This is a genomic window from Melioribacteraceae bacterium 4301-Me (assembly GCA_041538185.1).
GTDB classification, from domain to species: domain Bacteria; phylum Bacteroidota; class Ignavibacteria; order Ignavibacteriales; family Melioribacteraceae; genus Pyranulibacter; species Pyranulibacter aquaticus.
Genome location: JBGORM010000001.1, coordinates 490331 through 517207 on the forward strand (window position 1 = coordinate 490331; position 26877 = coordinate 517207).

Genomic DNA, 26877 nt, shown 5'->3' on the forward strand with positions numbered 1-26877 from the left:
AGATTAACTACCTTATTCTTAATTTTTCTTTCTTCAAAGAATAATTGGTTGAGGGGACCATAACCCTATAACCATTGAAGCATTCGTTTTCATTGGCTGCAGCAAAAAAGTTCATCATCTTACTTTTTGTGTCGGAGATTGCTTCTTTACTTCGTCCGTACGGAATAACAGGATAATGAATCGTAGTTGTAGATGCTTCCGTTGCTTTGATGAAAAAATTTAAGGACTCCAAAGAATGACAGTAATTTTTTATTCTATTATAAATTTCTTTTATCATGCCAAAAACACGACTCAAGTGATGGTATTTAGAATTTTGTAACACACAAGTAAGTAAGCCCACTTTCAAGTTTCTGTTTTTCTTTTATATAAAAGGACACAATTAAGTTCCATTTTTTATTGTTATACTTTGGTTTTCATGGTCGCTTAACTGTGAAGTCCGTCAGTAATTTTTAACTTTTCTGCTTTTTAATTTTATAATAACAATATTATATTGCACAATAAAAAATTAACCTAACCTTATGCAAAATTTTCTTATAGAACTAAAGGAACTTTTACTAATTGCATTAAGGGCAATTAGAGTTAATAAAATGCGCTCTGTTCTAACTACTCTTGGAATAATAATTGGAATAGTTGCGGTTACTACAATGTCAACAGCAATAGTTGGACTTCGTGAGGCTTTTATCAATTCGATCTCCTCACTCGGTAGTGATGTTTTGTATGTCGATAAATTTCCGTGGTTTATGAGTGGGAATTGGTATTTACTTCGCAACAGGAAAGATATAACATACGATCAGTACGAAAAATTAAGACAGATTTTTACTGATTACGAAGCTATGGCACCTAACAAAAGGAGCTTTGGAGTAAATGTTAAATATGAAGGTAAATCTGTTACCTCTACTTTAGTAACTGGAACTACAGAAGAATATTCCAGAACGAGCAATATTGTCCCCGAAGATGGAAGATTTTTTACAGAGTTTGAATCAAAAGCTGGCAGAAAGGTTTGTTTAATTGGCAAAGATATTAAGGATGCATTGTTTCCCAATATTTCGGCAGTAAATAAAATCATTAAGATAAACAACACACCTTTTAAGGTTGTTGGTGTGATAGAAAAGCAGGGCAGCGGCTTCTTGGGTATGTTTAGTATGGATGGACAAATTATTATGCCGCTTAAAGCTTTTGAGTCAATTATTGGAGAAGCTCGTAATAGAATGAGAATTGATATAAAAGTCAAAGATATTTCTAGAATTGAAGATGTAAAAGAAGAAATTATTGCTGCAATGAGGACTATACGCAAAGTTCCTCCTGGTAAACCTGATGATTTTGCAGTGAATCAGCAAGAGGCAATAAAAGATATGTATGATAAAACTGTTGGTGTTATTGCATTAGCGGGGATTGCAATTACTGCATTGTCCTTGTTCGTTGGTGCTATTGGTATTATGAACATTATGTTTGTATCGGTCACCGAAAGAACTAAAGAAATTGGTATTAGAAAAGCAATTGGTGCAAGAAGAATTTCAATTTTATTACAATTTCTAATTGAAGCTGCAATTATATGTATGATTGGGGGCATAATAGGTATACTAGTTTCTTTTCCATTAAGTTTGATTATCAATCAGTTTTTGCCCACTTCGATGCCAATTTACATTGTGATTTTAGCGCTTTTAATTTCTGCAACTGTAGGAATAATATCAGGTATGTTGCCTGCTATTAGAGCTTCAAAATTAGACCCAGTTGAATCTTTGAGGTACGAATGATAATCCAGATTTTTGAAAGCATTAAGCTCGCTTTGTCTTCTATTACGACAAATAAATTAAGATCAATTTTAACCTTGTTAGGCATAGCAATTGGCCTTTTTTCTATAATTATTGTTATGACGGCAATTTCAGCAATTCAGCAAAATATTGAAGATGTTTTTAATTCAATTGGTACTAATAATTTTATAATACGTAAATATCCGGCACTTCAATTTGGTCCACACGACCACAATAAATATCGAAACAGAAAAAACCTAACGGTTGAAATAGGTCAAAAACTAAAAGAAATAACCACTCTTCCAAAGGCAATTGGTATATCGATGGGCAATGGTGGTAGAGTAGTTAAGTTTAATAATGAAAAAACTAATCCAGAAATTTATGTATGGGGTGCAAACGTTGATGAAGTATTAACCTATGAATTAACCTTAAAAGAAGGCCGCACTCTTAGTAAAGCGGATGTGGATTATAATAAACCAGTGTGTGTAATTGGTTATGGTATATATGAAAAGTTTTTTCAAAAGATTGACCCAATTGGCAAGCAAATAAAAGTGGATAATTACAATTTTCAAATCATTGGTGTATATAACAAAAGAGGAAATGTATTGGGTCAGTCACAAGATAATTATGTTGTAATACCTTTGGGTGTTTTTCAAAAAGTTTATGGTGAACGCAGAACCACAGAATATACTGTGATGGCCAGAAACAAAGATTTATTGGAAGCAACCTTAGAAGAAGTTGTAGGTGCACTTAGAACACTTAGAAAAGTCCCTCCGGGTAAAGAAAATGACTTTGAAATTATTACAAATGAACAGCTTATTGAACAATTTAACGATTTAACAAAGTATTTTAAACTTGGCGCCTTCGTTGTGGCAGTTATTGCGCTTATCGCCGCTGGCGTGGGAATTATGAACATCATGCTGGTAAGCGTTACAGAAAGAACAAAAGAAATTGGAATTAGAAAAGCTATCGGCGCTACTAAACTTGCTATCAGATGGCAATTTATAGTAGAAGCTGTTGTTTTAAGTCAAGTTGGAGGTTTAATTGGAATTTTAGCTGGATTGATTGGTGGTAATTTTGTTGCTCTGTTATTAGGGGTAAATGTAATTGTCCCAGTTTTGTGGATTATTATTGGGCTGTTAGTTACTTCGTTTGTCGGCGTTTTATTTGGAGTTTATCCGGCAATTAAGGCTTCTAACCTTGACCCGATTGAGGCACTTAGATACGAGTAATTTTAAGTGCATTGTATCTTCTAAGTTGAAAGTTTACTTTAGTCGTGTATCTATAAATAACCTTAGATTAATTTTGAAATAACAAATTGTAACTTATAGCTGATTAACTTTGTCGATGAAAAATGAGACTCGTTTCATTCAATTTTCTTCTTAACAGAGATTAAAAAATTACCATTTTATTAATTAGATATAGACGATTTCTCAGTTAATTAATGTTAAGGAACATACAATCCTATTGAGCATATTGCTACTAATTTTAATTCAATAAACGCATACCTCAATTTGAAAAATATTCTAAAAAGAATAGTTTTCTTTTTTCTTTTCTTATTTTCCCATCCATTGGTAGCTCAGAATAATTACTTGGTCTCAACTGTTACAGATACATTTAAGGTTTCTGAGAATAATTCATATAAAATTTCGTCTGTAAATATTATCCCTTTTAGTGAAACTGTAAGAGTAGGAAACAAGCCTCTAAGTCGTAATGAATATTTAATCTCATACTCAAAAGCTTTTTTCCAATTAATTAACAGTAAAAATTATTCTTTGAATGATACAATTTATATCACCTACAGCACTGTAAAAATTTCATTAAGAACCACATACAACAGAAGAAAATTAATTATAAAGTATGATAAGAAGCTGAAAGACACTATTAAAACTGAAGAGTTAGGTTCGATAAATTTCTCATCGGAGTCTATTTTCGGGAAAAACATTCAAAAAAGCGGTAGTTTAGTTAGAGGTATAACTATTGGGACAAATAACGATTTTACAATTAATAGTGGACTGAGATTACAACTTTCAGGAAAATTATCCGACGAAATTGAAGTAGTTGCTGCCCTAACAGATGAAAATACACCAATTCAGCCTGAAGGCAATACTGAAACATTAGAAGAGCTTGATAAAGTTTTTATAGAAATTAAACACAAAAATGCTGTTGGTACTTTTGGGGATTACACATTAACTGATAAACTAAGCGAGTTCTCACAGCTCAATAGAAAGCTGCAGGGCCTCAAGGCTGAATTTTTTTTCGGCAACAACGCGGGTGTAATTTCTTTTGCGAGTTCGCGTGGTAAGTTTGCTACAAATCAATTTTATGGTCAAGATGGAAATCAGGGTCCTTATAGACTTACAGGAGCCAATAATGAAAGAGATATTATTATAATTGCAGGTAGTGAACGCGTTTACTTAGACGGTGAAGAGTTGAAAAGAGGGGATAATAATGATTATGTGATTGATTATTCAAATTCTGAAATTAACTTTACACCAAAAAGAATAATTACCTCTGCAAGCAGAATTTCTGTTGACTTTGAATACACTGATAGAAAATTTCAAAGGAATTTTTTCGGCGCTAACTATTCAACTAAATTTTTGAACGATAAAATTAAATTTGGCTTAAGTTATTATAGGGAGGCTGACGACCCAAATAGTCCTATAGATGTTTCATTAAACAGCGATCAATTAGAAATATTAAAAAAAGCAGGTGACGATAGAAACAAAGCAATAGTTAGCGGAGTTTCTTTAGCACCACCGGATTCTTCAGGTAAAATTTTAGGTATTTATTCAAAGGTTGATACATTGATTAATAATCAACCTTTTAGTTATTATGTATATAAACCAGGAAGTCCAGGCTCTATTTATAACGTTTCCTTTACTTATGTCGGTTTAGGAAACGGAGATTATTCAAAAGAAAGTATAGGCAATTTTAAATTTGTCGGCAAAAATTTGGGCTCGTATTTACCAGTAATTTTTCTGCCAATGCCGGAAATAAAACAACAAGCTACTTTCTTTATGTCTTCTGAAATTTTAAAGGATGTTTTTGCCAATGTAGAAATTTCAGGAAGTTCTTGGGATAAAAATAGATTTTCTAACATTGATGATAATGGGAATTTTGGTTATGCACGCAAATTTTATTTAAATGTAGAACCTCGTGATGTGAATATTGGAAAAATTAATATTGGTAAAGTTGGGTTTAAGTATAATGAAAGATTTCTGCAAGATAATTTCTCAGCATTGGACAGAATTAATGATGTTGAATTTAATCGCTATTACAATATTCCGACTTTAGCTTTGGGTAATCAAATTTTAAGAGAAATTTCTTTATCATTAATACCGATTAAACAAATCACATTTTTTTCCCAGTACGGTTATTTAAAACAAGGCGATACCTTTAGTTCTGATAGATATTTAACTCAACTTTCAATTAATAATGAAAGCAAATATTCTGCTAACTACACTTTGGATTACGTTAAAAGTAAAAACACTGCAATAATTACTAAGTGGAACAGGCAAAATGGTGCGATCGAATATAATTTAGGCTTTGTTAAACCTAAGATTGATTTTTTATATGAAGACAAAGAGGAAACATTGCCTCAAAAACCCGATTCACTTATTCAATCGAGTTTAAATTACATTGAAATTGGGCCCGGAATATCAATAAATAAAATAAAAGGATTGAACTTTAACCTAAAGTATTCCTTCAGAAGAGAATCTTTTCCACTAAACGGAATAATGAAAACTCAGTCAAACGCTTTTACACAGCAATATCAAGTTAGCTATAACGCATCAAAAGTATTTTCAACTTCTGTAAATGTTGCTTTTAGGGATAAGAAAATTACCAGTGACTTTAAAAAGCATGGTTTAGTAAATAATCAAACTGTTCTTATTCTTTCGCAATCTAAGTTTAATTTTTGGCAAAATGCAATTAAAGGTGACCTTTATTATCAAGCATCAACTGAACAAACTTCAAAGCTTCAAAAAGTTTTTGTACGTGTTCAGCAGGGAACTGGCAATTACAAATATTTAGGTGATTTGAACAATAATGGAATAGCAGATGAAAACGAATTTGAACCAACGATATATGATGGTGATTATGTGTTAGTTACTTATCCAACAGACCAGCTTTATCCAGTAATGAATTTAAAATTAAATACAAGATGGAAAATTGAATTTGCTGATTTCTTCAAAGAAAAAAATTTTTGGGGGACTATATTCAACCCAATTTCTACTGAAACTTCATTTAGAATTGAAGAAAACAGTAATTTAACCGATACGAAGCAGATTTATTTATTAAATCTGTCAAAGTTCTTAAACGACTCAACTACCATTCAAGGGGTACAATATTTTCAGAATGACATAAATATTTTTAAAAACAAAAGTGATTTCTCTTTAAGGTTTCGCTATATTCAGCGTAAAAATTTGAATCAATATAGCACCGGCTTAGAAAGGGGATATTTTAACGAGAGAAGTCTTAGAATTAGATTTAATATGTTAAAAGAAATTAATAATCAAACAGATATAATTTTCCAGAATGATAACTTAATATCTCCGCCAGCAACAAACAGAGCTAGAGAAGTTAAAAGTGCAAATTTTGTTAGCGATTTCTCTTATCGACCAATAAGTAATTTGGAATTTGGATTTAAAATAAGTGCTGGTCAAAGCCAAAATTATTACACGTCAATTCCAACCGTAATTAATAGTAATTCTTTGGCTTTAAGATTAACATGGTCATTAGCAAATTTAGGCAGAGTAAGAACTGAACTCCAGCGAACTGAATTGACAGCAAATTCTTCAAATGTGAATATCCCTTTTGAAATAACAAAAGGTAATGTTATTGGTAAAAATTATTTTTTGCAATTTAACTTCGATTACAATATTGCTAGTAATTTGTTACTTACCTTTTCTTATAATGGACGTTTACAAGGAGATACAAAAATAATTCACACAATGCGTGCAGAAGCTAGGGCCTACTTTTAATTTATTAATAAAGGATTTTTTATAATGAAGCTTGGTTCTAAAATTATCGAGGCACACATATTTAAACAAAGCAATTTTGATGTTGAATTCCTTTTACTTAAAAGGGCAAAAGATGTTGTTTACCCGAACCTTTGGCAGATGGTTACCGGTTCTATTAATCCTAACGAAAAAGCATACGAGGCAGCGCTTAGAGAAATCAAGGAAGAAACAAATTTAATCCCACGGAAATTTTGGGTAGTACCTAATATTAATTCGTATTATTCGCCAGAGGACGACCAAATAATTGAAATACCTGTATTTGCATGCTTAGTAGATAATTACTGCCAAGTAAAAATTTCAAGCGAGCATGCAGAATATAAGTGGGCCAAAATTGAAGAGGCAATGAAACTATTGGCTTGGCCGGGGCAACGAAAATCGATTGAAATTATATACAGCTATATAACAAATGAAAAATCTTTTTTTGACTTGCTTGAAATTAAATTATGAAATGTTGACTTAAATGTAGCTTCTGTAATTTTGTAGTTTAATTTCCGTTTAGTTTTTCTTTATTATTAAGTGCTATTTAACGATTTTTGTAACAAAAATTAAAGGAATTAAAGTGTCTCTTTTAATAGTCGGTTCAATTGGTACAGATGATATCGAAACACCATTTGACAGCATTAAAAATGCTTTGGGTGGCTCAACTACTTATATATCACTTGCTGCAAGTTATTTTACTGCTCCAATAAGCATTGTGGGGGTTGTAGGCGATGATTTTGATAAAGCCTTCATTAGAACTTTTGAGGAACATAATATTGATTTGGAAGGACTTCAGATTGTTCAAGGTGGTAAAACATTTCGTTACGGGTGCAAATATCAATATGATTTAAACGTGAGAGATACTTTGTATACTGATTTGAATGTATTTGAAAATTTTGATCCAGTTATTCCAGAAAAAAGTAAAAAAAGCAGCTTTGTAGTGTTAGGGAATATAGCACCAAAATTACAAATGAACGTTCTTAAACAACTATATAATCCTAAATTCGTAGTTTGCGATACAATGAACTTTTGGATTGAAAGAACTAAAGAAGAATTATTGGAGGTCCTAAAACTCGTTAACGTGCTTATTATAAATGATTCTGAAGCAAGACTATTAGCCCACGAACCTAATCTAATAAAAGCTGCTCGACTTATAAGAGAACTTGGACCTGAATATTTAATTATAAAAAAAGGTGAACACGGAGCTATGCTCTTTGCTGATAATACTGTTTTTTCGGCTCCAGCCTATCCAATGGAAAACATTTTTGACCCAACCGGTGCTGGAGACGCTTTTGCCGGAGGTTTTACCGGTTATCTTCATAAAACTCAAACCATCGATCTTGATAATATTAAACGAGCTGTAATTTATGGCAGCGTTATGGCTTCTTTTTGTGTAGAAAAATTCAGCACAAAAGGATTGGAAGATTTAAGCTATTTGCAAATTCATGACCGTTTCTTGGAATTTCGAGAACTAACTAATTTTTAATTAATGCAAAAAATAAGAACTATAGAATTTGATAACGGCAATCTCATCTTTCTTGACCAAACAAAACTTCCTTTAGAAGAAAATTATATTGCAACTAACGACTACGAAAGAATTGCCTTAGCAATTGAACGATTAGAAATTAGAGGCGCACCAGCAATAGGTGTTGCCGCAGCTTATGCGATAGCTGTTGGATTACTATCAGACCAAACCGAGAGTAACTTTGAAAAAATTAATCGCCGATTAGCCATGACTAGACCGACTGCAGTAAACTTATTTTGGGCATTAGATGAAATGAAAAAAGTCTATTATGCAAATAAAAATTCAAAGATTTTGCTACCACTTTTATTTGAAAAAGCAAATGAAATACTGCAGGATGATATAAAAAAGTGCGAAGCAATTGCAGTAAATGGGAATAAAATATTTTATAAAAAATCTAACGTGTTAACTCATTGCAACACTGGCAGTTTAGCAACTGCGGGCAACGGAACAGCTTTAAATGTTATTAAAAAAGGATTTGAAAATGGATTTGTACAACACGTGTTCGTTGATGAAACTCGGCCTTTAATGCAAGGCTCTAGGTTAACTGCTTTTGAACTTGATAAACATGGAATTCCTTTTACAATAATAACAGATTCTACAGCAGCTTTTTTAATGAAACAAGATAAAATTGATTTAGTAATTGTTGGCGCTGATAGAATAGCTTTAAACGGTGATACTGCCAATAAGATTGGTACTTACAATCTTGCGGTTTTGTCAAATTATCATAAGCTTCCTTTTTATGTTGCAGCTCCAACATCTTCGATTGATAAAAATTGTAGTAATGGCGATGAAATTAAAATTGAACTTCGTGATAAAGCAGAAATTACTCATATAAAAAATGTACAAATAACAAAAGATAATTACAATGTTTACTCTCCAGCTTTTGATGTTACTCCAAATAACTTAATTACCGCTATCATTACCGAAAAAGATTTTCATTTACCTCCATATTATTTTAAAAATGTCTGAGTTACTAAAAACAGAAGCAGTAGTATTAAACAAAATTAATTTTGGGGATACTAGTAAAATAGTTCACTTTTTTACAGAAGAGTATGGGAAATTATCTGCAATATTAAAAGGTGCCCGTTCTCCAAAATCAAAAATTGGGGTAGCACTTGACTCATTTAATATAGTGCAAATAGTTTTTTATAAAAAAGAAACAAGGGACATTCAAATTATTAGTCAAGTTGATTTGATAAAACATTTCCATAAGATCAATGAAGACTTAGAAAAAATGAAATATTCTTCGGCAGTTATTGAATTGCTACATAATTTGACTGCAGAGTACGAGCCGCATAAAAAATTATATAAAGGCACAGTAAGAATTCTTGAAATGATTAACGAAGCTAAATATACTCCAAAGTTTTTATTCGTCAAATATTTTATTTTTTTTATAAAAGAAATTGGTTACGAAATTCCTTATGAGAATTGTACCAACTGCGGTAAAAAATTAGTTAATGAAAAAAGAATATCCTTTAACTTAGAGAAAGGTTTTTTGTGTGAGACTTGCAGAAGTGTCAGCGAAAGTTTTTTCGATTTCACAAAGGAACTTTTCAATTTTTTTGTTTGTCTAAACTCCAAAATTAATAATGTTAGTTATGAACATGATGACCTCAATAAAATTATATTTTTTTTAGAGAAGTATTTAATGTATCATGTACACGAGTTTAAAGGTTTGAGGTCAATTAAACTATATTAAGAAATAAATAATTGGAGGTATAAAAAAATGCAGCGAAGAGGTATTATAGGAACTGTATCATTAATTATAATCGGGATTGTATTCGGCGTAGTGTTGGTCTCAGGGTTTGGCTGGATAAAACCAAGTTATGCTGATATTCAAATTGGAGCTACTAAACCGCCTGTTACAACCCTTGATCCACAAGCCGAAGCATTTAATAACGCTTTTATAAATGTCGCCCAAAAGGTGACCCCATCTATTGTACAAATTAATGTCGTTAGCAAGGTCAAAAACTCTATACCAGATGAATTTAAATGGTTTTTTCCGTTCAAAGATATACCTAAAGAAGAATTAGGATCTGGAAGCGGTATCATAATTTCCCCCGATGGATATATATTAACTAATAATCATGTCGTAGAAAATGCAGAACAAGTTGAAGTTACGTTGTACGACAAAAGGCAGTTCGATGCAAAAGTTATAGGAACTGACCCGCTTACTGATTTAGGTGTAATAAAAATTGATGCAACAGATTTACCAGTTGCTTATTTGGGTGATTCGGACAATATTAAAGTAGGCCAATGGGTTATGGCAATTGGTAATCCATTGTCGTTAACTTCTACTGTAACCGCAGGAATTATTAGCGCAACCGGCCGAAACATTAACATAATAAAAGATAAATATGGCGTCGAGAACTATATTCAGACCGATGCTGCTATTAATCCAGGTAACAGCGGCGGAGCTTTGGTCGACTTAAATGGTGCTGTTATTGGAATTAATTCTGCAATTGCTACTAATGGTATGACTCAAAGTTATATAGGTTACGGATTCGCAATACCAATTAATATTGCAAAGTCGGTTGCGCACGATTTAATTGCTCATGGTAAGATTACTCGCGGTTACATTGGTGTTAGTATTACAGAGGTGGATGCTCAAACCGCTAAGGCAATTGGACTTAATGAGCCAAGAGGTGTTATGATTCAAGAAATATTGAAAGATGGTGCCGCATCTAAAGAAGACATCCAAGCCGGTGATGTAATACTTAAAATTGATGGGAAAGAAGTCAATCGACCCAACGAACTACAGGCTTATATTGCTACAAAGCGTGCTGGAGATAAAGTTGTTTTAACTTTATTTAGAAACGGCAAAACGATTGAAAGAAGCGTAACCCTAAAAGCTAATAGTAAAGATAATGACGTAATTACTGCTTCTGATAAGAAAGATAGAAATATTGATGAGGATATGAATAAGACTGAAATAACCTTAGATGACCTAGGAATGACTGTAAGGAATTTAACCTCTCAAGAGAAATCGGATTACAATGTAAAGTCTGGTATTATGATAACAGATGTAAAACAATTTGGCAGAGCATATAATCAAAAGATTCCAGAAAATACAGTTATAACTCAAGTCGATAAGAAACCTATTGAATCCATTGGTGAATTTAAAAAGATTATTGAGAGCAAACGAGGCGGTGCGGTTCTTCTAAGAATTGTTGATAGTCAAGGCAATTCAAGATTTGTAGGGTTGGAAGTTCCAAATAAATGATGCGCTCCCGTTAAAAAAAGCGCTCTAATTTAGAGCGCTTTTTTTATATTGCGACGTAAAAAAATACGGTTAAAGAATGCTTAAATATTACACTGCTGGTGAATCTCACGGGAAAGGATTAACAACTATTATCTCAGGAATTCCTTCCAACTTAGAAATTAATCAAGAGTATATAAATAAAGAACTTAAAAGAAGACAAGGCGGCTACGGTCGTGGTCTTAGAATGAAAATTGAATCTGACACTGCTGAAATATTAAGCGGCGTAAGATATGGTAAAACTCTTGGCTCACCTATTTCGTTGTTTATTAAAAACAAAGATTGGGAAAACTGGACGGAAATACTTAGTACAGAAAAAATTGGAAAACATGCCGATAAAATTACCGTTCCAAGACCAGGCCATGCAGATTTAGTTGGAGTAACAAAATACAATTACGATGATATTCGAAACTCAATAGAAAGATCAAGTGCGAGAGAAACTGCAGCGAGAGTTGCAGCGGGCTCAATAGCAAAAATATTTTTAGAAATATTCAATATTTACATTGGCAGCTTTGTTGAGAGCATTGGCGGGGTTTATCCAGCTAATAATTTCCTTAACCAGTTGTTTGAAAACAAATTTAAATCTGCTGCTAATACAATTAACTTGAAAGCAGATAAAAGTCCAGTGCGCGTTTTAGAGAAAAAACAAGAAGAGAAAATTATAAGCAAAATCAAAACTGCCAAGAAAAAAGGCGATACATTAGGCGGTACGTTTGTTGTTGTGGCTACTGGAGTGCCCGTAGGTTTAGGCAGTTTTGTTCATTACGATACAAAGTTAGATGCTGATATCGCACATGCTTTTATGTCAATTAATGCAGTTAAAGGTGTAGAAATTGGAACGGGCTTTTCTTCAGCAGAAATTTTTGGGTCACAGTCTCATGATGAAATAGTTATTAAAAATGGTGTCCTAAGCAGACGAACAAATCGAGCAGGTGGAATTGAAGGTGGAACTTCAACCGGACTACCAATAATAGTACGTGCAGCAATGAAACCGATAGCTACATTAATGTCTCCAATTTCTACTGTTGACCTTTCTACAATGAAAGAAATTAAAGCACGTAGAGAAAGAAGCGATTTTGTTGCAGTGCCCGCATGTGCTGTAATTGGCGAATCAATGCTGGCATTAGTTTTAGCTAACAAGTTTTTAGAAAAATTTGGAGGTGACTCTATTGAAGAAGTTATGGATAATTACAATTCTTATATAAAAAAAATTCCTTTGAGAATTAAAAAGAATTTTAAAAGCAGGTAATTGATGATAGAAATAAAAAAGTTCGTCTTTAATCCATTTCAAGAAAATACTTACTTAATTTGGGATACTAACTCTAAATGCACTGCCGTCGTTGACCCAGGCTGCAGCAGTCCTTACGAGGAACAGCAAATAGCTGACTTCATAAAGACCAATTTATTGTCAATAAAATTTTTGATAAATACTCACTGCCATATCGACCATATCTTAGGCAATAAATTCATCAAAGAAAATTATAAATGTGAATTTTGGGCACCAGATAAAGATGTTTTTATGCTAAAATTAATGGAAGAGCATGCTAAAAATTTTGGAATGAATTTGAAAGAATCACCTCAACCCGATAAACTAATTTCTGAGGAAATTGAGTTAAATCTTGACGGAACTATAGGCAAATTTTTATTTACTCCTGGTCATACACCTGGTGAATATTGTATTTATTTCCCCTTAGAAAGTGTTTGTATTACTGGCGACGTACTTTTTAAAGAGGGAATTGGAAGAACAGATTTATGGGGAGGAGATTATAACTTGTTAATCAATTCAATTAAAACAAAACTGTTTACTTTACCTGAGGATGTTAAAATATATCCTGGACATGGTGAACCAAGTACAATAGGATATGAAAAATTACATAATCCTTTTCTTATTTAAATTGATTTATGAGTTCTTAATGGATATATTGTTATTTAGAACAACTTTTTAATTAAACAAAAATGACCGTAGTTACTTCTAAAAAAAATAAAAGTAAAGAATATTTTTACGTTATTATAACGCTGCTATTTATTTATCTAATCCTATTTGAATTTATTTTACCTATCAATTCATTTTTACCTAAGCCATCGTTATTAAAAGAATCGTTTAGCTCGCTTTGGAGTCAATATAATCTTCTACAACATCTTGCATTAACTACCACTTTAATATATGCCTCACTAATTATTTCATATTTAGCTATAGAAATTTTTTCGGGCATATTCGTAAGTCTATTTGTAAATTTTCCTGGAATTATACTTTTATCAAGAATATTTAAATTTTTTTCGCCTTTTGTGATGACGATAATATTATACTTTTGGCTTCATAATTCAATATTAAGCGAATTTATTTTTTCCACTGTTATATCACTCATCTTTATGTTAAGTATTCTTGCTAAAGAGATAAGTACCATCCCACATTATTATGTTGAGTCTGCTCTTTGTCTCCAATTAAATAAAAAAGAATTATATAAAAAAGTTTTTTGGAAATATTCACAAGTAGAAATTTTTAGTCAGTTGAGGAGTCTTCATTATTATTTGTGGACATTCGTTTTGTTATATGAATATATTGGAAAAATAAATGGAATTGGAGCTGTTTTTTATTTGATTGTTGAATACAGGGACTTATCTGCATTAATTTTAATAGGTTTAATTGTTTTTATTTTGATTTGGATAGGCGAGGGAATTATTATTATTATCAATAAGAGACTTATATTTTGGAAAAAGGAATAAAGTTAAGCATGCTCACAGTTAAGAATCTAACAAAGGAATATATTGATTATGCTGGTTATAAAAAAACTATATTTACAGATATTAGCTTTGATATAGACGAAAAAAAAGTTAATACTGTAATTGCACCAGTTGGCTCAGGAAAATCTACTTTATTGAGAATAATTGCTGGCTTAATAAAATTTGACAGCGGTGAAATCAATAAACAGAAAGATTCAAAAATTGTTTTCATTCCTTCTAAGCCTTCATCTTTCCCTTGGTTTAATGTTGAAGAGAATATTAAATTATTTGCAGAAGACAAATCCGATAAAGCCGTTTTAAACTTTATTGAGAAGGTTGGTCTTGAAGGCTATGAAAAACACTATCCACATAACAAAAGTATTGGATTTAGATATAGAATTGCTTTAGCCCGAGCATTGGCAGCTGGTGGAAACATAATATTACTTGATGAACCATTTAATGATATTTCAGCGGATTATAAATACGATATTTACAATTTAACTCGACAAGTTGTTAAAGAGTTAAATATAACTATCTTATTAGCAACTACAGATATTACGGAAGCAATTTTTCTTTCCGATAAAATTATTTTATTTAAAAAAAATGCAAAGGGCAGACTTACAGAATTAGCAGTTAATTTTCCTGAAAAGCGTACTGAGGATATATTAACTAATGAGACAGCCGAAAAAATTAAAAACGAAGTAGAACGATACTTTAAACAAAACTTATCAAGACAATTTTTTAAAATAACTTTTTAAATAATGGAGAAAAAAATAGAAAAACTTCTTCAGTTGCGTCAGTTGGCATTGTTAGGCGGTGGAGAAGAAAAAATTAAAAGCCAACACGAAAAAGGCAAACTCACAGCTCGAGAAAGAGTTCAACTTTTGGTCGATCCAGGCAGTTTTAACGAAATTGATATGTTTGTCAAACACCGCTCATCTGACTTTGGGTTAGAGCAGCAAAAGTTGCTGGGCGATGGAGTAGTAACTGGCTATGCAACAATAAATGGAAGAGCTGTTGCAATTTACAGCCAAGATTTTACTGTTTTTGGTGGGTCACTTTCTAAAGCTCACGCTGAAAAAATATGCAAGATAATGGATGGCGCAATGAAACTTGGTATTCCTGTTATTGGGTTAAATGATTCCGGCGGAGCGCGAATACAAGAAGGTGTAGTTAGTCTTGGAGGTTATGCAGATATTTTTTTGAGAAATACATTAGCCTCAGGTGTTATTCCACAAATTAGTGCAATTTTAGGCCCTTGTGCAGGAGGTGCTGTTTACTCACCAGCAATTACTGATTTTATTTTCATGGTTAAAGGTACAAGTCACATGTTTGTTACAGGTCCTAATGTCGTAAAAACTGTTACACATGAAGAAGTTAGTTTTGAAGAACTTGGCGGTGCTGAAACTCATGCTACAAAAAGCGGTGTAGCGCACTTTATATATGATAATGAAGTAGAGGTATTTCAAAAAATAAGAGAGTTGCTGGAGTATCTTCCTTCTAACTGGAGAGAAACACCACCACAAAAAACTTTTAACTTTGAGCAAGATTTATTTATTCCAGAGTTAGATGAAATTGTGCCGGATAATCCTAACAAACCTTATGATATGAAGAAAATAATTAAGCTGATTTTAGATGACGAAAAATTTTTAGAAGTGCATGAAAATTATGCTCAGAACATAATTGTTGGATTTGGAAGAGTTGGAGGAATTTCTGTTGGTGTGATTGCAAACCAGCCTATTGTGCTGGCTGGTGTTTTAGATATTAATGCTTCCGTAAAAGGTGCAAGATTTGTAAGATTCTGCGACGCATTTAACATTCCTTTATTAGTTTTAGAAGATGTACCTGGATTTTTACCAGGTACAGAGCAAGAATGGAACGGCATAATTAGACACGGCTCAAAATTACTATTCGCATTTTCAGAAGCAACCGTACCTAAAATAACAGTCATTATTCGAAAGGCTTATGGTGGTGCATACGACGTTATGAACTCTAAACACATACGAGGGGACTTTAACTTTGCCTGGCCTACAGCAGAAATTGCAGTGATGGGTCCAAAAGGCGCAGTTGAAATAATTTTTAGAAAAGAAATTTCTAAAAGCGATAATTCTCAAGCACTGATTGAAAAAAGGGTTAATGAATACACTGACAAATTTGCTAACCCTTACGTTGCAGCCGAATGGGGTTATATTGATGATGTTATTATCCCTCATGAAACAAAATTAAAATTGGTCAATGCGTTCCATCTTCTGAAAACTAAAGTTGATTCTAATCCTAAAAAGAAGCATTCTAATATACCTTTGTAAAATTTTTTGATAAATACAGAGTAGAATTAACACCTTAGATAGTAATAGAATAATTGAATTATTTCACAATTAACTTGACAATATTTCCATAAGACTTTAACTTGCAAAAGAAAAAATACAAAAGGAGTTTTAGTGCGAAGGATAATTTTTACCATTACTGCAGCTATCTTAACAATCTTTCTCTACTCTTGTGGTGTTATTACTCCAGTTGCCAAAAATAATCAACAGCAAACAAAGGATACAGTTAAGACAGCCCAAACAACAAATGTAATTAATGAGATGATGGAATCTGCTAGGAAAGATTATGTAAATGCTCTTTATAAACAAAAATTAGGTTTTAAGACAGAGGCACTAAATCTTTATGAATCAGCATTATCAAAAATAAACTCGATTAGTTATTATCCGACTGTTGAAGAGAATGAATCCTTTTTGGAATTAGAAAATTCAATAGTTGAAGACTATCAAAAATATGTAGAGAGCTTAGATGAGTTACCAAAAGATGTCTCTATTTCTGCTTTAGAAGAATGGATAAACAAAAACATATCGGACGTAGAAGGGCAAAATCAAGATTCAACAAATACAGAAGAAGAAGAAGTTCAAAATACTGTTATTGTAATAGGTGATTTTTCTTTGGATGTGAACAGATACGTCGAACAATTTATTGAATATTTTACTGGAAGAGGAAGACAATATGTTGAATTATGGTTGTCACGCTCCGGTAAATATTTTCCAATGATGGCTAAAATTTTTGCAGAAGAAAAAGTACCACAGCAATTAATATTTTTAAGCATGGTTGAAAGCGGCTTGAATCCAAACGCAAGATCTTGGGCAAGAGCTGTTGGTCTTTGGCAATTTGTTAGAGGCACAGGAAGATTATACGATTTAAATGTTGATTTTAATGTAGATGAAAGAAGAGACCCGGAAAAAGCAACAAGAGCCGCTGCAAGGCACTTAAGAGATTTATATTATTCTTTGGGTGATTGGTACTTAGCCATTGCAGCATATAATACTGGCGAAGGAAATGTTCGCAGGGCAATGAGACGCGCAGGTTCAAGTGATTTTTGGAAAATTAGACCTTTTTTGCCGCGAGAAACAAGAAGTTACGTTCCACAATATATTGCAATTACTTTAATTGCAAGCCAACCAGAAAAATATGGCTTTACAAATATTCAATACGAAAAGCCTACTGAATACAAAGTCTATAATGTAAATGAAGCTACTGACTTAAACATTTTGGCTAAATGTGCTGGCATTAGTGTTGACTTACTAAAAGATATGAATCCTGAATTGCTGCAGCCTTATACACCGCCAGATTACAAAGGTGGTTACCCATTAAAAGTTCCTGCTAAAACTTATGATGCATTTGTGCAAAACCTGTCATCCATTCCAGATGATGCGAGACTAAAGTTTGTGATGCATGAGGTGAAACGCGGCGAAACTCTTTCTCAAATTGCTGAACAGTATAACGTTGATTTAAATCAGCTAGCGGAATTAAACAACATCTCTGTTAGATCTCGAATTAGACCTGGCGAAGAATTACGTATACCAACACAAAATTATAATTTCGACGATTCTGCTATTAATACCGACACTATGCTAGCAATTGAAGATGAAATTGCATCGATTGATTCGGTGGCACCTTACCAATTCCAAGTTACTGATGCTACTAACCCGGATAAATTTATGAAGATTTATAACGATATAGGCCATGATTCAGTAAAAATAATTATTCCTGATAATTCCGAGCCTGTTCAATATACAGTTAAAAGATATGATAATTTAGTCGACATTGCAGATTTGTTCGATGTTAGAGTTTCGGATATAAGAAATTGGAATAACCTGCCATATACTTCAACAATACATGTTGGTCAAACATTAACAATGTATGTGCCTAAGGACAAAAAAGACTATTATGCAAAACTCGATGCAATCTCAAAAAATGAGAAGTTGGCACTATTATCTGCAAACTCTGGAAATGTGTGGATTGAACATAGGATTAAAAATGGTGAAAATCTTTCCACCATTGCATCTAAATATGGAGTTACAGTTGCTCAAATTAAAGAATGGAATAATTTAAGAAGCGACATTATTCACCGCGGAAAAAAAATAATGATTTATGCTGGTGATCCTAAATACTTGAGCTATACTAAATCTAATAACACTGCCAGTGAACAATATGTAACTAAATATAAGGTTAAAAGGGGTGATTCTTTAAGTGAAATTGCGTTAAAGTTTGGTGTTTCGGTTGCACAGTTAAGATTATGGAACAGGCTGTCATCTAATCGAATTGTTGCAGGTACTTATCTTAAGATTCATGGTAAAGATAATCCAATTTCTTATGGAGACAACACAACCAAAAAAGATGCTAATGAAATTAGCTATAGAATCAAAAAGGGTGATACTATTAGTGAAATTGCTAACGCTTTTAAGGTGAAAATTTCTGATATAAAAAAATGGAATAATCTTCATGACGATATTTTAATTGCTGGACAGAGTCTTACAATTTACACACATAATGACGTTTCTGCTTCTGAAAATGCAACTTCAGTTGGTGATGAAATAACTAATGATTCTATTTACTATATTGTAAGAAAAAACGATACTCTTGGAGAAATAGCTCGTAAGTTTAACACTTCGGTCAATGTTTTAAAAAAATGGAATGACCTTAGTAATAACCTGATTAAAGTAGGTCAGCAGTTAATTGTAAAGCAGCCGCTTGGAAATACAGCAACAAAAACATCACCTAATAAAAAGAATAAAATAACTAAGAAAGGCATTGACAAGAACGCTAAAATTCATAAAGTTAGAGAGGGCGAATCTTTGTGGACTATTGCTAAAAAGTACAATGTGAAAGTAAACGATATTATTTCATGGAATAATTTAGAAGATGATAAAATTAAAGTTGGACAAACACTAAAAATATTTTAATTAATTAACAATTTAGTAGTTCTTTAACATATTTTAAAAAAGTCGTTAGGGGTGCCCCTCATTATAGTGCTGAGTGGCTGAGAACATACCCTTGAACCTGATCTGGATAATACCAGCGTAGGAAAACGGCGGCGAGAATAATTAAGTATAAGCCGTTTTCCCGTAACGGCTTTTTTATTTCTCAAAAAAAGGAGGGATAAAATGAAATACTTAATTATTCTTTTTTTTATTTATTCATGCACTCTTTTTGCACAAATTAAAGGAAGAGTCTTGAAAGCATCAGACCAATCACCATTACCTTTCGCAAACATTATAGTAGAAGGTAAAAACATTGGAACTTCTTCTGATTCTTCTGGTTATTTTACCTTAAGTTATCAACTAAACTTAAGCGATAAAATTAAAATAAGTTACCTTGGTTACGAGCCTAAAATTTTTTCGGTGTCGGAATTCACTCCAAATGTAGTTAAAAACATTTATTTGAATAGTAAATTAATCCCTAGCCAGACTATTTTAGTTGAAGCCAGCATAGGTGAAGAAGGGAAAACCCCAATAACTTTTTCTAAAGTTAATCGGGCAGAGATACAAGCTGATTATATAGTACAGGATATTCCTCAAATACTCAGTAGTCTGCCATCAACCACTTTTTATTCAGAAAATGGAAATGGCATTGGTTATAATTATCTTAGTATCCGCGGTTTTGACCAAAGGAGAATTTCTGTTTCTATAAATGGTATACCTCAAAACGATCCTGAAGACCATAATGTTTATTGGCTTGATTTTCCCGACTTGTTGGATAATACTGAACTAATTCAAGTACAAAGAGGAGCGGGTTCTGGAATAATTGGTTATCCTGCTATCGGAGGTTCAATTAACATTATCACGTCTTCCTTTACAGATAAACCAACAATTAATTTTAACAGTTCAGTAGGTAGCTACAATACTCGTAAATATAGTTTTAGTTTTGGAAGTGGATTGATTTCTAATAAATATTCCTTCTATGCAAAGCTTTCTCAAATACTGAGCAGTGGTTATAGAAATTCCAGCTGGACTAACTTTAAAGCCTATTATTTCTCAGCGGTAAGGTACGATAAAGATTTTATAACTCAATTAAACTTGTACGGCGGACCAATAGCTGATGGCTTAGCTTATGAAGGATTACCAAAGTTTGCTATCAAAGATAAGAACTTGCGAAGAGCAAATTATTCTTATTGGGAAGCAAATAATAATAATTACACTTATACATTGGAAAGGAGACCCGAAGAAATTGAAAACTTTTTTCAACCTCATTTTGAATTGTTAAATGAATGGCAAATTACTCAAAATATTAAATTTAACAGTGCTCTTTTTTTAGTATTAGGAAATGGCTTTTTCGATTATGATGGTTCATGGGCAGATACTTCATACTTCCGATTAACAGCTCAGAACGGTTTTCACCCAACTCAAAATCCAACTGATGCTCTAATACGTGCACAAGTAGATAATACTCAATGGGGATGGATACCGCGGCTAAGTTTTAAACATGAAAATGGTGACTTAATTTTTGGCGGTGAATTTAGATTACATAGTTCGGTTCACTGGGGAAGTATTAATTATGGAAGTAATCTGCCAGAAGGTCTAACTAAATCTTTCCGTTATTATTATTACGAAGGGGGCAATAATATCTTTAACTTCTTCGTACATGAAAATTACTATTTAAATGAACGCTTTAGTTTATTAGGCGAACTTCAATTTGCATATCATAAATATCAAATAAAAAACGAAAGATACCTTTCAAATAATTTTTCTTTAAGTGACCTTTTCGTTAATCCAAGATTAGGAGTTAATTTTAGTTATAATAATAACTTAAGCTTTTACTTTGCTTTTGCACGTACGACTCGTGAACCACGACTTAAAAATTACTATGATGCGGCAGAGTCAAGCGGTGGCAGCGTACCGCAATTTAAAGTAAATCCAGATGGAAGTTATGATTTTTCTAAACCATTGGTTAACCCGGAAACTATGAACGATTTTGAATTTGGTGCCGATTATAATGCTAACAATGTTGCTTTCTCTGTTAATTTATTTTATATGCTTTTTAACAACGAAATTGTTAAGCAAGGACAAGTGGATAGATTTGGACAGCCAATCACTGGAAATGCTGATCAAACAATTCATAGAGGAATTGAATTAACCGCTTCTGTTAAATTCAATAAATGGTTTTCATTTATAGTTAATGGTACGCTCAGCGATAATTATATTTCTAAAGGAATTAATTACATTAAATCCAATGGCCAAACTTTTCCTCTTGATTTAAGCGGCAATAGAATAAGCGGGTTTCCTGATGTGATGTTTAACGGAATTATAAAAATAAATTATAATAATTTTTATGCAAATATTTCGGCTAAGTATGTCGGCAAGTATTACTCTGATAATTACGACAAAAATTTAGCTAAGTATCTTAAGCTTTATCCTAATTTTATTGACTATACTGACAATGAAGTTCCTTCATACTTTACTACTGATGTATATTTAAGCTACGATTTGAATCTTGATTTGTTTTCTGGACCTGTAAAAATATTTGCACAAATTAATAATGTATTTGATAATTTGTATGCTGCTTATGCAATTGGCAAAAGCTTTTTCCCTGCTGCTGAAAGGACATTCTTATTTGGTTTTAAATTTGGCATATAATGAAAAAATGTATAATAATAGCAAATGGACAAAAGCCTTCTAAGACAGTACTAAACTTTTTAACGAAAAAGAATTACAATACTATCTTTTGTGCTGATGGCGGTGCTAACCATGCTTATTCATTGAAAATAATCCCCGATTTCATAATCGGGGATTTGGATTCTATTAATAAAAAAGTGTTGGAATATTACTCCAATAAGTGCAAAATAATTAAATATAAAAGTCAATATAGTACTGATGTAGAAAAATGCTTAAAGTATGCAATAAGAAAGGGCTTTACTGAAGCAATATTATTAGCGGCTACTGGAGATAGACTTGATCATTCATTTTGTAATTTGGGTATTGTTCTAAAATTTTATGATAGTATAAAAATAAAAATTGTTCATCAGAAATCCTTTTTATTTGCAGCCTCTGGAAATATAAAGTTCCAAACAATAAAAGATGAGCAAATTTCTATATATGGATTCAATTCAAAAACTAAAATTACTTCTCACGGCTTAAAGTACCCATTAAAAAATACAGCTCTGCCATTTGGAGTTAAAGAAAGCACCAGCAATTCTGCAACAGGAAGTTTAGTAAGGTTAAAAATTACTCGCGGCAAAGTTTTCGTTATCCGTCAATTCGAAATAATTAAAAAATATGGTTTCATTTAGCATTTTAGATGCCTCCATAATAATTCTTTTTTTTCTGCTTGTAATAGTTATTGGATTTATACCGGAAAAAGTAAAAGTAGAAGATACAGACGGTTATTTATTATCCGGTAGGAAAGTTGGTCTACTGTTATTTGTGTTAACTAATGTTTCTACATGGTACGGTGGCATATTAGGTGTAGGTGAGTTTACGTATAGATACGGTTTGTTAAGTTGGGTAACTCAAGGGCTACCATATTATATTTTCGCCGTAATATTTGCACTTACTTTTGCAAAAAAAATACGTCAAGCCTCATTGTTTACAATACCTGATAAATTGGAAGAAACTTACGGCAGAAAAGTAGGACTGTTTGCCGCAATAATTGTAGCTGTTCTTGTCTCACCTGCACCATACTTGTTAATGGTGGCGAATTTAATTGCCTTAATATTTCATATAGATTTATTTTTTTCTTTAATATTAGCTGCTCTTTTATCTATGATATATTTGTTTAAAAGTGGTTACAAATCAGATTTGTATACGGATGCATTTGAATTTTTTGTTATGTTTTTAGGATTTATTGTTATAGTTCTTTTTGCAATTAATAATCTTGGAGGTGTTGAATATTTAACTAAAAGGCTGCCGGCAGCTCATCTTTCAATTACAGGCGGTGCATCGCCCGAGTACTTAATTGTGTGGTTTCTAATTGCATTATGGACTTTTGTAGACCCTGGATTTCATCAACGTTGTTACGCTGCTAAAAATGGGGACGTGGCAGTTAAGGGTATTATTATATCAGTTTTCTTTTGGGCATTGTTTGACTTTTTAACAACTACAACTGGCCTTTTTGCACGAGCAGAACTACCTAACTTAAATGACCCGGTTTTGTCATTTCCATTATTTGCTGAAAAAATTCTAACAAGTGGTTGGAAGGGATTGTTTTATTCTGCAATGTTTGCAACGATTCTTTCCACTTTAAATAGCTTTATGTTTTTGAGCGCAACAACTTTCGGCAGAGATTTTATATATAAATTGAGTGTTAGTAGGAATCAATTAAAAATAACAACTTACACCAGGTGGGGACTAATTTTTTCATCTGTTATCTCTATAATTATTGCTTTGTTTTTTAAGTCAGTAATACAAATATGGTACACGATTGGCAGTATTTGTATTCCTAGCTTAGTCATATTAATCATTAGTTCTTACTATGCAAAAATTAAAATTCATTCTGCTTTTGCTTTAATAGAAATGGTAGGGGGAATATTTTTTAGTTTAATATGGTTTTTTGTAAGAAGTAATTTTATCACGAATGTTTTTCTAAGGGATATAGAGCCTATGATTATTGGATTGGTATTTGTTCTTATTTTTCATTTATCTGTTTTAATTTTTCAGAGGAAGAAGCCTTTCTTTGGATTAAGGAAATTATAATAGATAAAAATAGGCAGGCGATAATGATTGATAGTGAAATTAATGTGGGTATCTTGTAAAAGTCAGATATCATCATTTTAATTCCAACATAAGCTAATATAATTCCAACACCATATTTTAAATAAGTAAACATTTGTACTATACCTGCAATAGCAAAATATAGTGCGCGTAAACCTAAGACAGCAAAAATATTAGAAGTGATTACAATAAAAGGGTCGCGTGTAATAGCAATAACAGCAGGAATGGAATCAATAGCAAAAATTAAGTCAGCGGATTCAATTAGTAAAAAAGTTAGAAATAAAGTAGTAACATATTTTTTACCATCAATTTTTGTAAAAAAATATTTTCCTTCGTAATTAGTTTGTATATGAAATCGTTTTGAAACGAACTTTATAATCTTATTATTATCTAAGTCAATTTTCTCTTGCTTCCCGAGCAGCATTTTATAAGCAGCATAAAAAAGCAACAGCCCAAAGATGTAAATTATAGGATGAAAAATTTTTATTAATGTTACACCGGCAAGTATAAATACAATTCTCATTATAATAGCACTTAAAATTCCCCATTTAAGAACATGCGGTTGAAATTCATCTTTTATGTTCATAACATTAAATATCATAAGGAATACAAAAAGATTATCAACTGATAAAGATTTTTCGATGAGATAGCCGGCAAGAAATTCAATTGCTTTTTGCTTGCCATCGTCGTGTAAAATTAAAATTAGAATGTTAAAAAGAAGAGCGGTAATTATCCAAATTCCGCTCCATATAAGACTAACTTTTATTCCTATTTTACCAATTCGATGCTCTGTTGCATAAAGATCAATATAAAACATGATTGCAATGGTTATAATGAATATTCCCCAAAAGATTTCGTTATCAAGCATATCATTACCTTTAAGGCAGCAAAATAGCACAGGCAATTACTGTAGTCCACAACCCGTGTTTATCGCCTTGAGCAGATTGGGTAACGTTAAATGTTCTTACTATTTTGCCGGACATTTTATAGACTTGTTCTCTTTCGTTCCATGCTTTTTCGGGGTCGAAGTCAATTCCTAACGTGGTTGCAAGCATTGTAGCAGCTAGGTCTTCTGCATATTCACCAGCATTTTTTTCTGTTTCTCCAAATGGATGATGTTCTGATAAATAGCCGTACATTTTTTTGTCGGATGGAATTGCAACGCCGATTGAAGAGGCAATTAAGCGGTTTGGTTCATTCGTTGAGTTCCTAGCCATAACGCAATGTGTAATTTGTCCAGGTGAAAGTAACCTTAAACCCTGTTCCTTTGTAATTCTTTTGCATCCTACCGGAAAGATGCTGCTAACTGTTACTAAATTACAAATTTCAATTCCTGCGCTACGTAAAGCTAACTCAAAAGATGCCAGGTACTCCTTATGTTTACCTACACCTTTTGTAAAGAAGATTTTCTTTGGAACGTACAATTATTCACCTCCATTTATTTTGTTGTTAGTTTAATAAAATTTCTTTTGCCAACTTTTAATATCTTAGGGTTGTCAATTTTTACGACCATCTTAACATCGGTTACTTTTTCACCATCTAACGAAACACCGCCTTGTATAACTAATCTTCTTGCTTCACTTCTTGTCGGAGCAAAACCTACTTTAACTATTAAATCTAGGATATCAAGTTCGCCATTCATTGAAAATTCACTCATCTCATCAGGCAGCCCCTTGTTTACAAAAATTCTGTCGAACTCTTCTTCCGCCTTAATGGCTTCATCTTTTGAATGATACATTTCAACTATTTTTCGAGCTAATTTTCTTTTTATATCACGTGGATTAACTTCTTTGTTTTCAAGCTGTTGTTTAATTTGTTTTAATTCATTATTTGGTACATCTGTGGCTAATTCGAAATAAGTATAAATAAGTTCATCTGAAATTGAGAGGGTCTTCCCATACATTTCTTTTGGAGGTTCAGTAATGCCGATGTAGTTGTTCATTGATTTGCTCATCTTCTCAACGCCATCAATTCCTACGAGCAGTGGCATGGTTAAAATGACTTGAGGTTCTTTGCCAAATTCTCTTTGAATATCTCTGCCAACAAGTAAATTAAATTTTTGGTCAGTACCTCCAAGTTCTACATCACTGTCAATTGCTATTGAATCCATAGCCTGAGCAAGTGGATATAGTATTTCGTGCAAACTGATTGGGATGCCATTTTTGTATCGATTTGTAAAATCATCCCTTTCTAACATTCGTGCTAATGTATATTTAGAGGCAAGCTTAATTACATCGGCAAAGTTCATTTTTCCCAACCAATCTGAGTTGTATACAATTTTTGTCCTTTTGGGGTCAAGAATTAGAGAAGCTTGCTCAAAATAAGATTTCCCGTTTTCTCTTGCTTCTTCAAGCGTTAACGGCGGTCTAGCTGAATTTCTACCTGATGGGTCGCCAATCATACCAGTAAAATCACCGATAATTAAAATTGCTAAATGACCAAGTTGTTGAAAGTGAGATAGTTTTCGTAAAACTACTGTATGACCTAAATGCAAATCGGGTCTCGTTGGGTCACATCCTAATTTTATGTTTAACGGTTTGTTTTCTTTTATTGATTTTCCGAGTTTTTTTACCAAATCTTCTTCAGGTATGATTTCAACGGCACCTCTTTTTATTAAATCCATTTGTTCGTTGATAGGTGG

General features: G+C 32.5%; 21 protein-coding genes and 1 riboswitch. Of the genes, 17 read left to right on the forward strand and 4 right to left on the reverse strand.

What is annotated here, in order from left to right; genetic code table 11:
* Positions 1-7 precede the first annotated feature (7 nt).
* Entirely contained in the window at positions 8-277 is a 270-nt protein-coding gene (locus ABRY23_02085) for a hypothetical protein (GenBank protein MFA3781837.1), read from the reverse strand.
* Positions 278-518: 241 nt separating this feature from the next.
* Here ABRY23_02085 and ABRY23_02090 point away from each other — a divergent pair, with 241 nt between their 5' ends.
* The 17 genes from ABRY23_02090 to ABRY23_02170 all read left to right on the forward strand — a co-directional run bounded on the left by ABRY23_02090 (position 519) and on the right by ABRY23_02170 (position 24218).
* Positions 519-1754 (forward strand): ABC transporter permease, encoded by a 1236-nt coding sequence (locus tag ABRY23_02090; GenBank protein ID MFA3781838.1) that lies wholly within the window; start codon positions 519-521, stop codon positions 1752-1754.
* Positions 1751-2983, forward strand: a complete 1233-nt coding sequence (locus ABRY23_02095; GenBank protein ID MFA3781839.1) for an ABC transporter permease — start codon at positions 1751-1753, stop codon at positions 2981-2983. The genes ABRY23_02090 and ABRY23_02095 overlap by 4 nt, the downstream gene beginning before the upstream one ends.
* Before the next feature lie 282 nt (positions 2984-3265).
* A complete protein-coding gene (locus ABRY23_02100; GenBank protein ID MFA3781840.1) occupies positions 3266-6736 on the forward strand; it encodes a hypothetical protein in 3471 nt (1156 codons plus the stop codon).
* A gap of 24 nt (positions 6737-6760) precedes the next feature.
* Positions 6761-7222, forward strand: coding sequence for an NUDIX pyrophosphatase (locus tag ABRY23_02105; protein ID MFA3781841.1), 462 nt, complete (start codon positions 6761-6763; stop codon positions 7220-7222).
* Between the two features lie 112 nt (positions 7223-7334).
* Positions 7335-8240, forward strand: coding sequence for a PfkB family carbohydrate kinase (locus tag ABRY23_02110; protein MFA3781842.1), 906 nt, complete (start codon positions 7335-7337; stop codon positions 8238-8240).
* Positions 8241-8252: 12 nt separating this feature from the next.
* Entirely contained in the window at positions 8253-9248 is a 996-nt protein-coding gene (mtnA, locus tag ABRY23_02115; GenBank protein MFA3781843.1) for an S-methyl-5-thioribose-1-phosphate isomerase, read from the forward strand.
* Positions 9241-9978: a DNA repair protein RecO gene (gene recO / locus ABRY23_02120; GenBank protein ID MFA3781844.1), complete on the forward strand. Its 738-nt coding sequence runs from the start codon at positions 9241-9243 to the stop codon at positions 9976-9978. Before mtnA ends, recO begins: the two co-directional genes overlap by 8 nt.
* A gap of 27 nt (positions 9979-10005) precedes the next feature.
* A complete protein-coding gene (locus ABRY23_02125) occupies positions 10006-11502 on the forward strand; it encodes a Do family serine endopeptidase (GenBank protein MFA3781845.1) in 1497 nt (498 codons plus the stop codon).
* Positions 11503-11578: 76 nt separating this feature from the next.
* Positions 11579-12787 carry a chorismate synthase gene (aroC, locus tag ABRY23_02130; GenBank protein ID MFA3781846.1) on the forward strand — a complete coding sequence of 403 codons (1209 nt, stop codon included), beginning with the start codon at positions 11579-11581 and terminating at the stop codon, positions 12785-12787.
* Positions 12788-12790: 3 nt separating this feature from the next.
* Positions 12791-13432, forward strand: a complete 642-nt coding sequence (locus ABRY23_02135; GenBank protein MFA3781847.1) for an MBL fold metallo-hydrolase — start codon at positions 12791-12793, stop codon at positions 13430-13432.
* A 62-nt stretch (positions 13433-13494) separates the two neighbouring features.
* On the forward strand, positions 13495-14262 hold the full coding sequence (locus ABRY23_02140; protein MFA3781848.1) for an ABC transporter permease subunit: 768 nt from the start codon (positions 13495-13497) through the stop codon (positions 14260-14262).
* Positions 14247-15017 (forward strand): ATP-binding cassette domain-containing protein, encoded by a 771-nt coding sequence (locus tag ABRY23_02145; GenBank protein MFA3781849.1) that lies wholly within the window; start codon positions 14247-14249, stop codon positions 15015-15017. The genes ABRY23_02140 and ABRY23_02145 overlap by 16 nt, the downstream gene beginning before the upstream one ends.
* Before the next feature lie 3 nt (positions 15018-15020).
* A complete protein-coding gene (locus tag ABRY23_02150; GenBank protein ID MFA3781850.1) occupies positions 15021-16565 on the forward strand; it encodes an acyl-CoA carboxylase subunit beta in 1545 nt (514 codons plus the stop codon).
* A 132-nt stretch (positions 16566-16697) separates the two neighbouring features.
* Positions 16698-19493: a LysM peptidoglycan-binding domain-containing protein gene (locus ABRY23_02155; GenBank protein MFA3781851.1), complete on the forward strand. Its 2796-nt coding sequence runs from the start codon at positions 16698-16700 to the stop codon at positions 19491-19493.
* Between the two features lie 37 nt (positions 19494-19530).
* Positions 19531-19634: riboswitch (TPP riboswitch) on the forward strand.
* A gap of 60 nt (positions 19635-19694) precedes the next feature.
* Positions 19695-22163 (forward strand): TonB-dependent receptor, encoded by a 2469-nt coding sequence (locus ABRY23_02160; GenBank protein MFA3781852.1) that lies wholly within the window; start codon positions 19695-19697, stop codon positions 22161-22163.
* Entirely contained in the window at positions 22163-22816 is a 654-nt protein-coding gene (locus ABRY23_02165; GenBank protein MFA3781853.1) for a thiamine diphosphokinase, read from the forward strand. Before ABRY23_02160 ends, ABRY23_02165 begins: the two co-directional genes overlap by 1 nt.
* The gene (locus ABRY23_02170; GenBank protein ID MFA3781854.1) at positions 22803-24218 is read left to right on the forward strand and encodes a sodium:solute symporter; all 1416 of its coding nucleotides are present in this window, start codon (positions 22803-22805) and stop codon (positions 24216-24218) included. Before ABRY23_02165 ends, ABRY23_02170 begins: the two co-directional genes overlap by 14 nt.
* On the opposite strand, the gene ABRY23_02175 is transcribed toward ABRY23_02170, so the two are convergent.
* The 3 genes from ABRY23_02175 to tyrS are packed head-to-tail and all read right to left on the reverse strand — an operon-like array spanning position 24151 to position 26859.
* The gene (locus ABRY23_02175) at positions 24151-25104 is read right to left on the reverse strand and encodes a TerC/Alx family metal homeostasis membrane protein (protein ID MFA3781855.1); all 954 of its coding nucleotides are present in this window, start codon (positions 25102-25104) and stop codon (positions 24151-24153) included. The two genes, ABRY23_02170 and ABRY23_02175, sit on opposite strands and share 68 nt — an antisense overlap.
* Before the next feature lie 10 nt (positions 25105-25114).
* Complete coding sequence (locus ABRY23_02180; protein MFA3781856.1) at positions 25115-25660, reverse strand: pyruvoyl-dependent arginine decarboxylase; 546 nt, start codon at positions 25658-25660, stop codon at positions 25115-25117.
* Positions 25661-25674: 14 nt separating this feature from the next.
* Positions 25675-26859, reverse strand: a complete 1185-nt coding sequence (tyrS, locus tag ABRY23_02185; GenBank protein ID MFA3781857.1) for a tyrosine--tRNA ligase — start codon at positions 26857-26859, stop codon at positions 25675-25677.
* Between the last annotated feature and the right edge of the window lie 18 nt (positions 26860-26877).

Excerpts from the sequence above, each read along its gene's own strand:
- ABRY23_02095 (MFA3781839.1), top strand. The coding sequence starts at position 1,751 with ATGATAATCCAGATTTTTGAAAGCATTAAGCTCGCTTTGTCTTCTATT.
- ABRY23_02175 (MFA3781855.1), bottom strand. The coding sequence starts at position 25,104 with ATGCTTGATAACGAAATCTTTTGGGGAATATTCATTATAACCATTGCA.
- ABRY23_02165 (MFA3781853.1), top strand. The coding sequence starts at position 22,163 with ATGAAAAAATGTATAATAATAGCAAATGGACAAAAGCCTTCTAAGACA.
- ABRY23_02085 (MFA3781837.1), bottom strand. The coding sequence starts at position 277 with ATGATAAAAGAAATTTATAATAGAATAAAAAATTACTGTCATTCTTTG.
- tyrS (MFA3781857.1), bottom strand. The coding sequence starts at position 26,859 with ATGGATTTAATAAAAAGAGGTGCCGTTGAAATCATACCTGAAGAAGAT.
- ABRY23_02140 (MFA3781848.1), top strand. The coding sequence starts at position 13,495 with ATGACCGTAGTTACTTCTAAAAAAAATAAAAGTAAAGAATATTTTTAC.
- ABRY23_02160 (MFA3781852.1), top strand. The coding sequence starts at position 19,695 with ATGAAATACTTAATTATTCTTTTTTTTATTTATTCATGCACTCTTTTT.
- ABRY23_02090 (MFA3781838.1), top strand. The coding sequence starts at position 519 with ATGCAAAATTTTCTTATAGAACTAAAGGAACTTTTACTAATTGCATTA.
- aroC (MFA3781846.1), top strand. The coding sequence starts at position 11,579 with ATGCTTAAATATTACACTGCTGGTGAATCTCACGGGAAAGGATTAACA.
- ABRY23_02150 (MFA3781850.1), top strand. The coding sequence starts at position 15,021 with ATGGAGAAAAAAATAGAAAAACTTCTTCAGTTGCGTCAGTTGGCATTG.
- recO (MFA3781844.1), top strand. The coding sequence starts at position 9,241 with ATGTCTGAGTTACTAAAAACAGAAGCAGTAGTATTAAACAAAATTAAT.
- ABRY23_02170 (MFA3781854.1), top strand. The coding sequence starts at position 22,803 with ATGGTTTCATTTAGCATTTTAGATGCCTCCATAATAATTCTTTTTTTT.
- ABRY23_02105 (MFA3781841.1), top strand. The coding sequence starts at position 6,761 with ATGAAGCTTGGTTCTAAAATTATCGAGGCACACATATTTAAACAAAGC.
- ABRY23_02135 (MFA3781847.1), top strand. The coding sequence starts at position 12,791 with ATGATAGAAATAAAAAAGTTCGTCTTTAATCCATTTCAAGAAAATACT.
- ABRY23_02125 (MFA3781845.1), top strand. The coding sequence starts at position 10,006 with ATGCAGCGAAGAGGTATTATAGGAACTGTATCATTAATTATAATCGGG.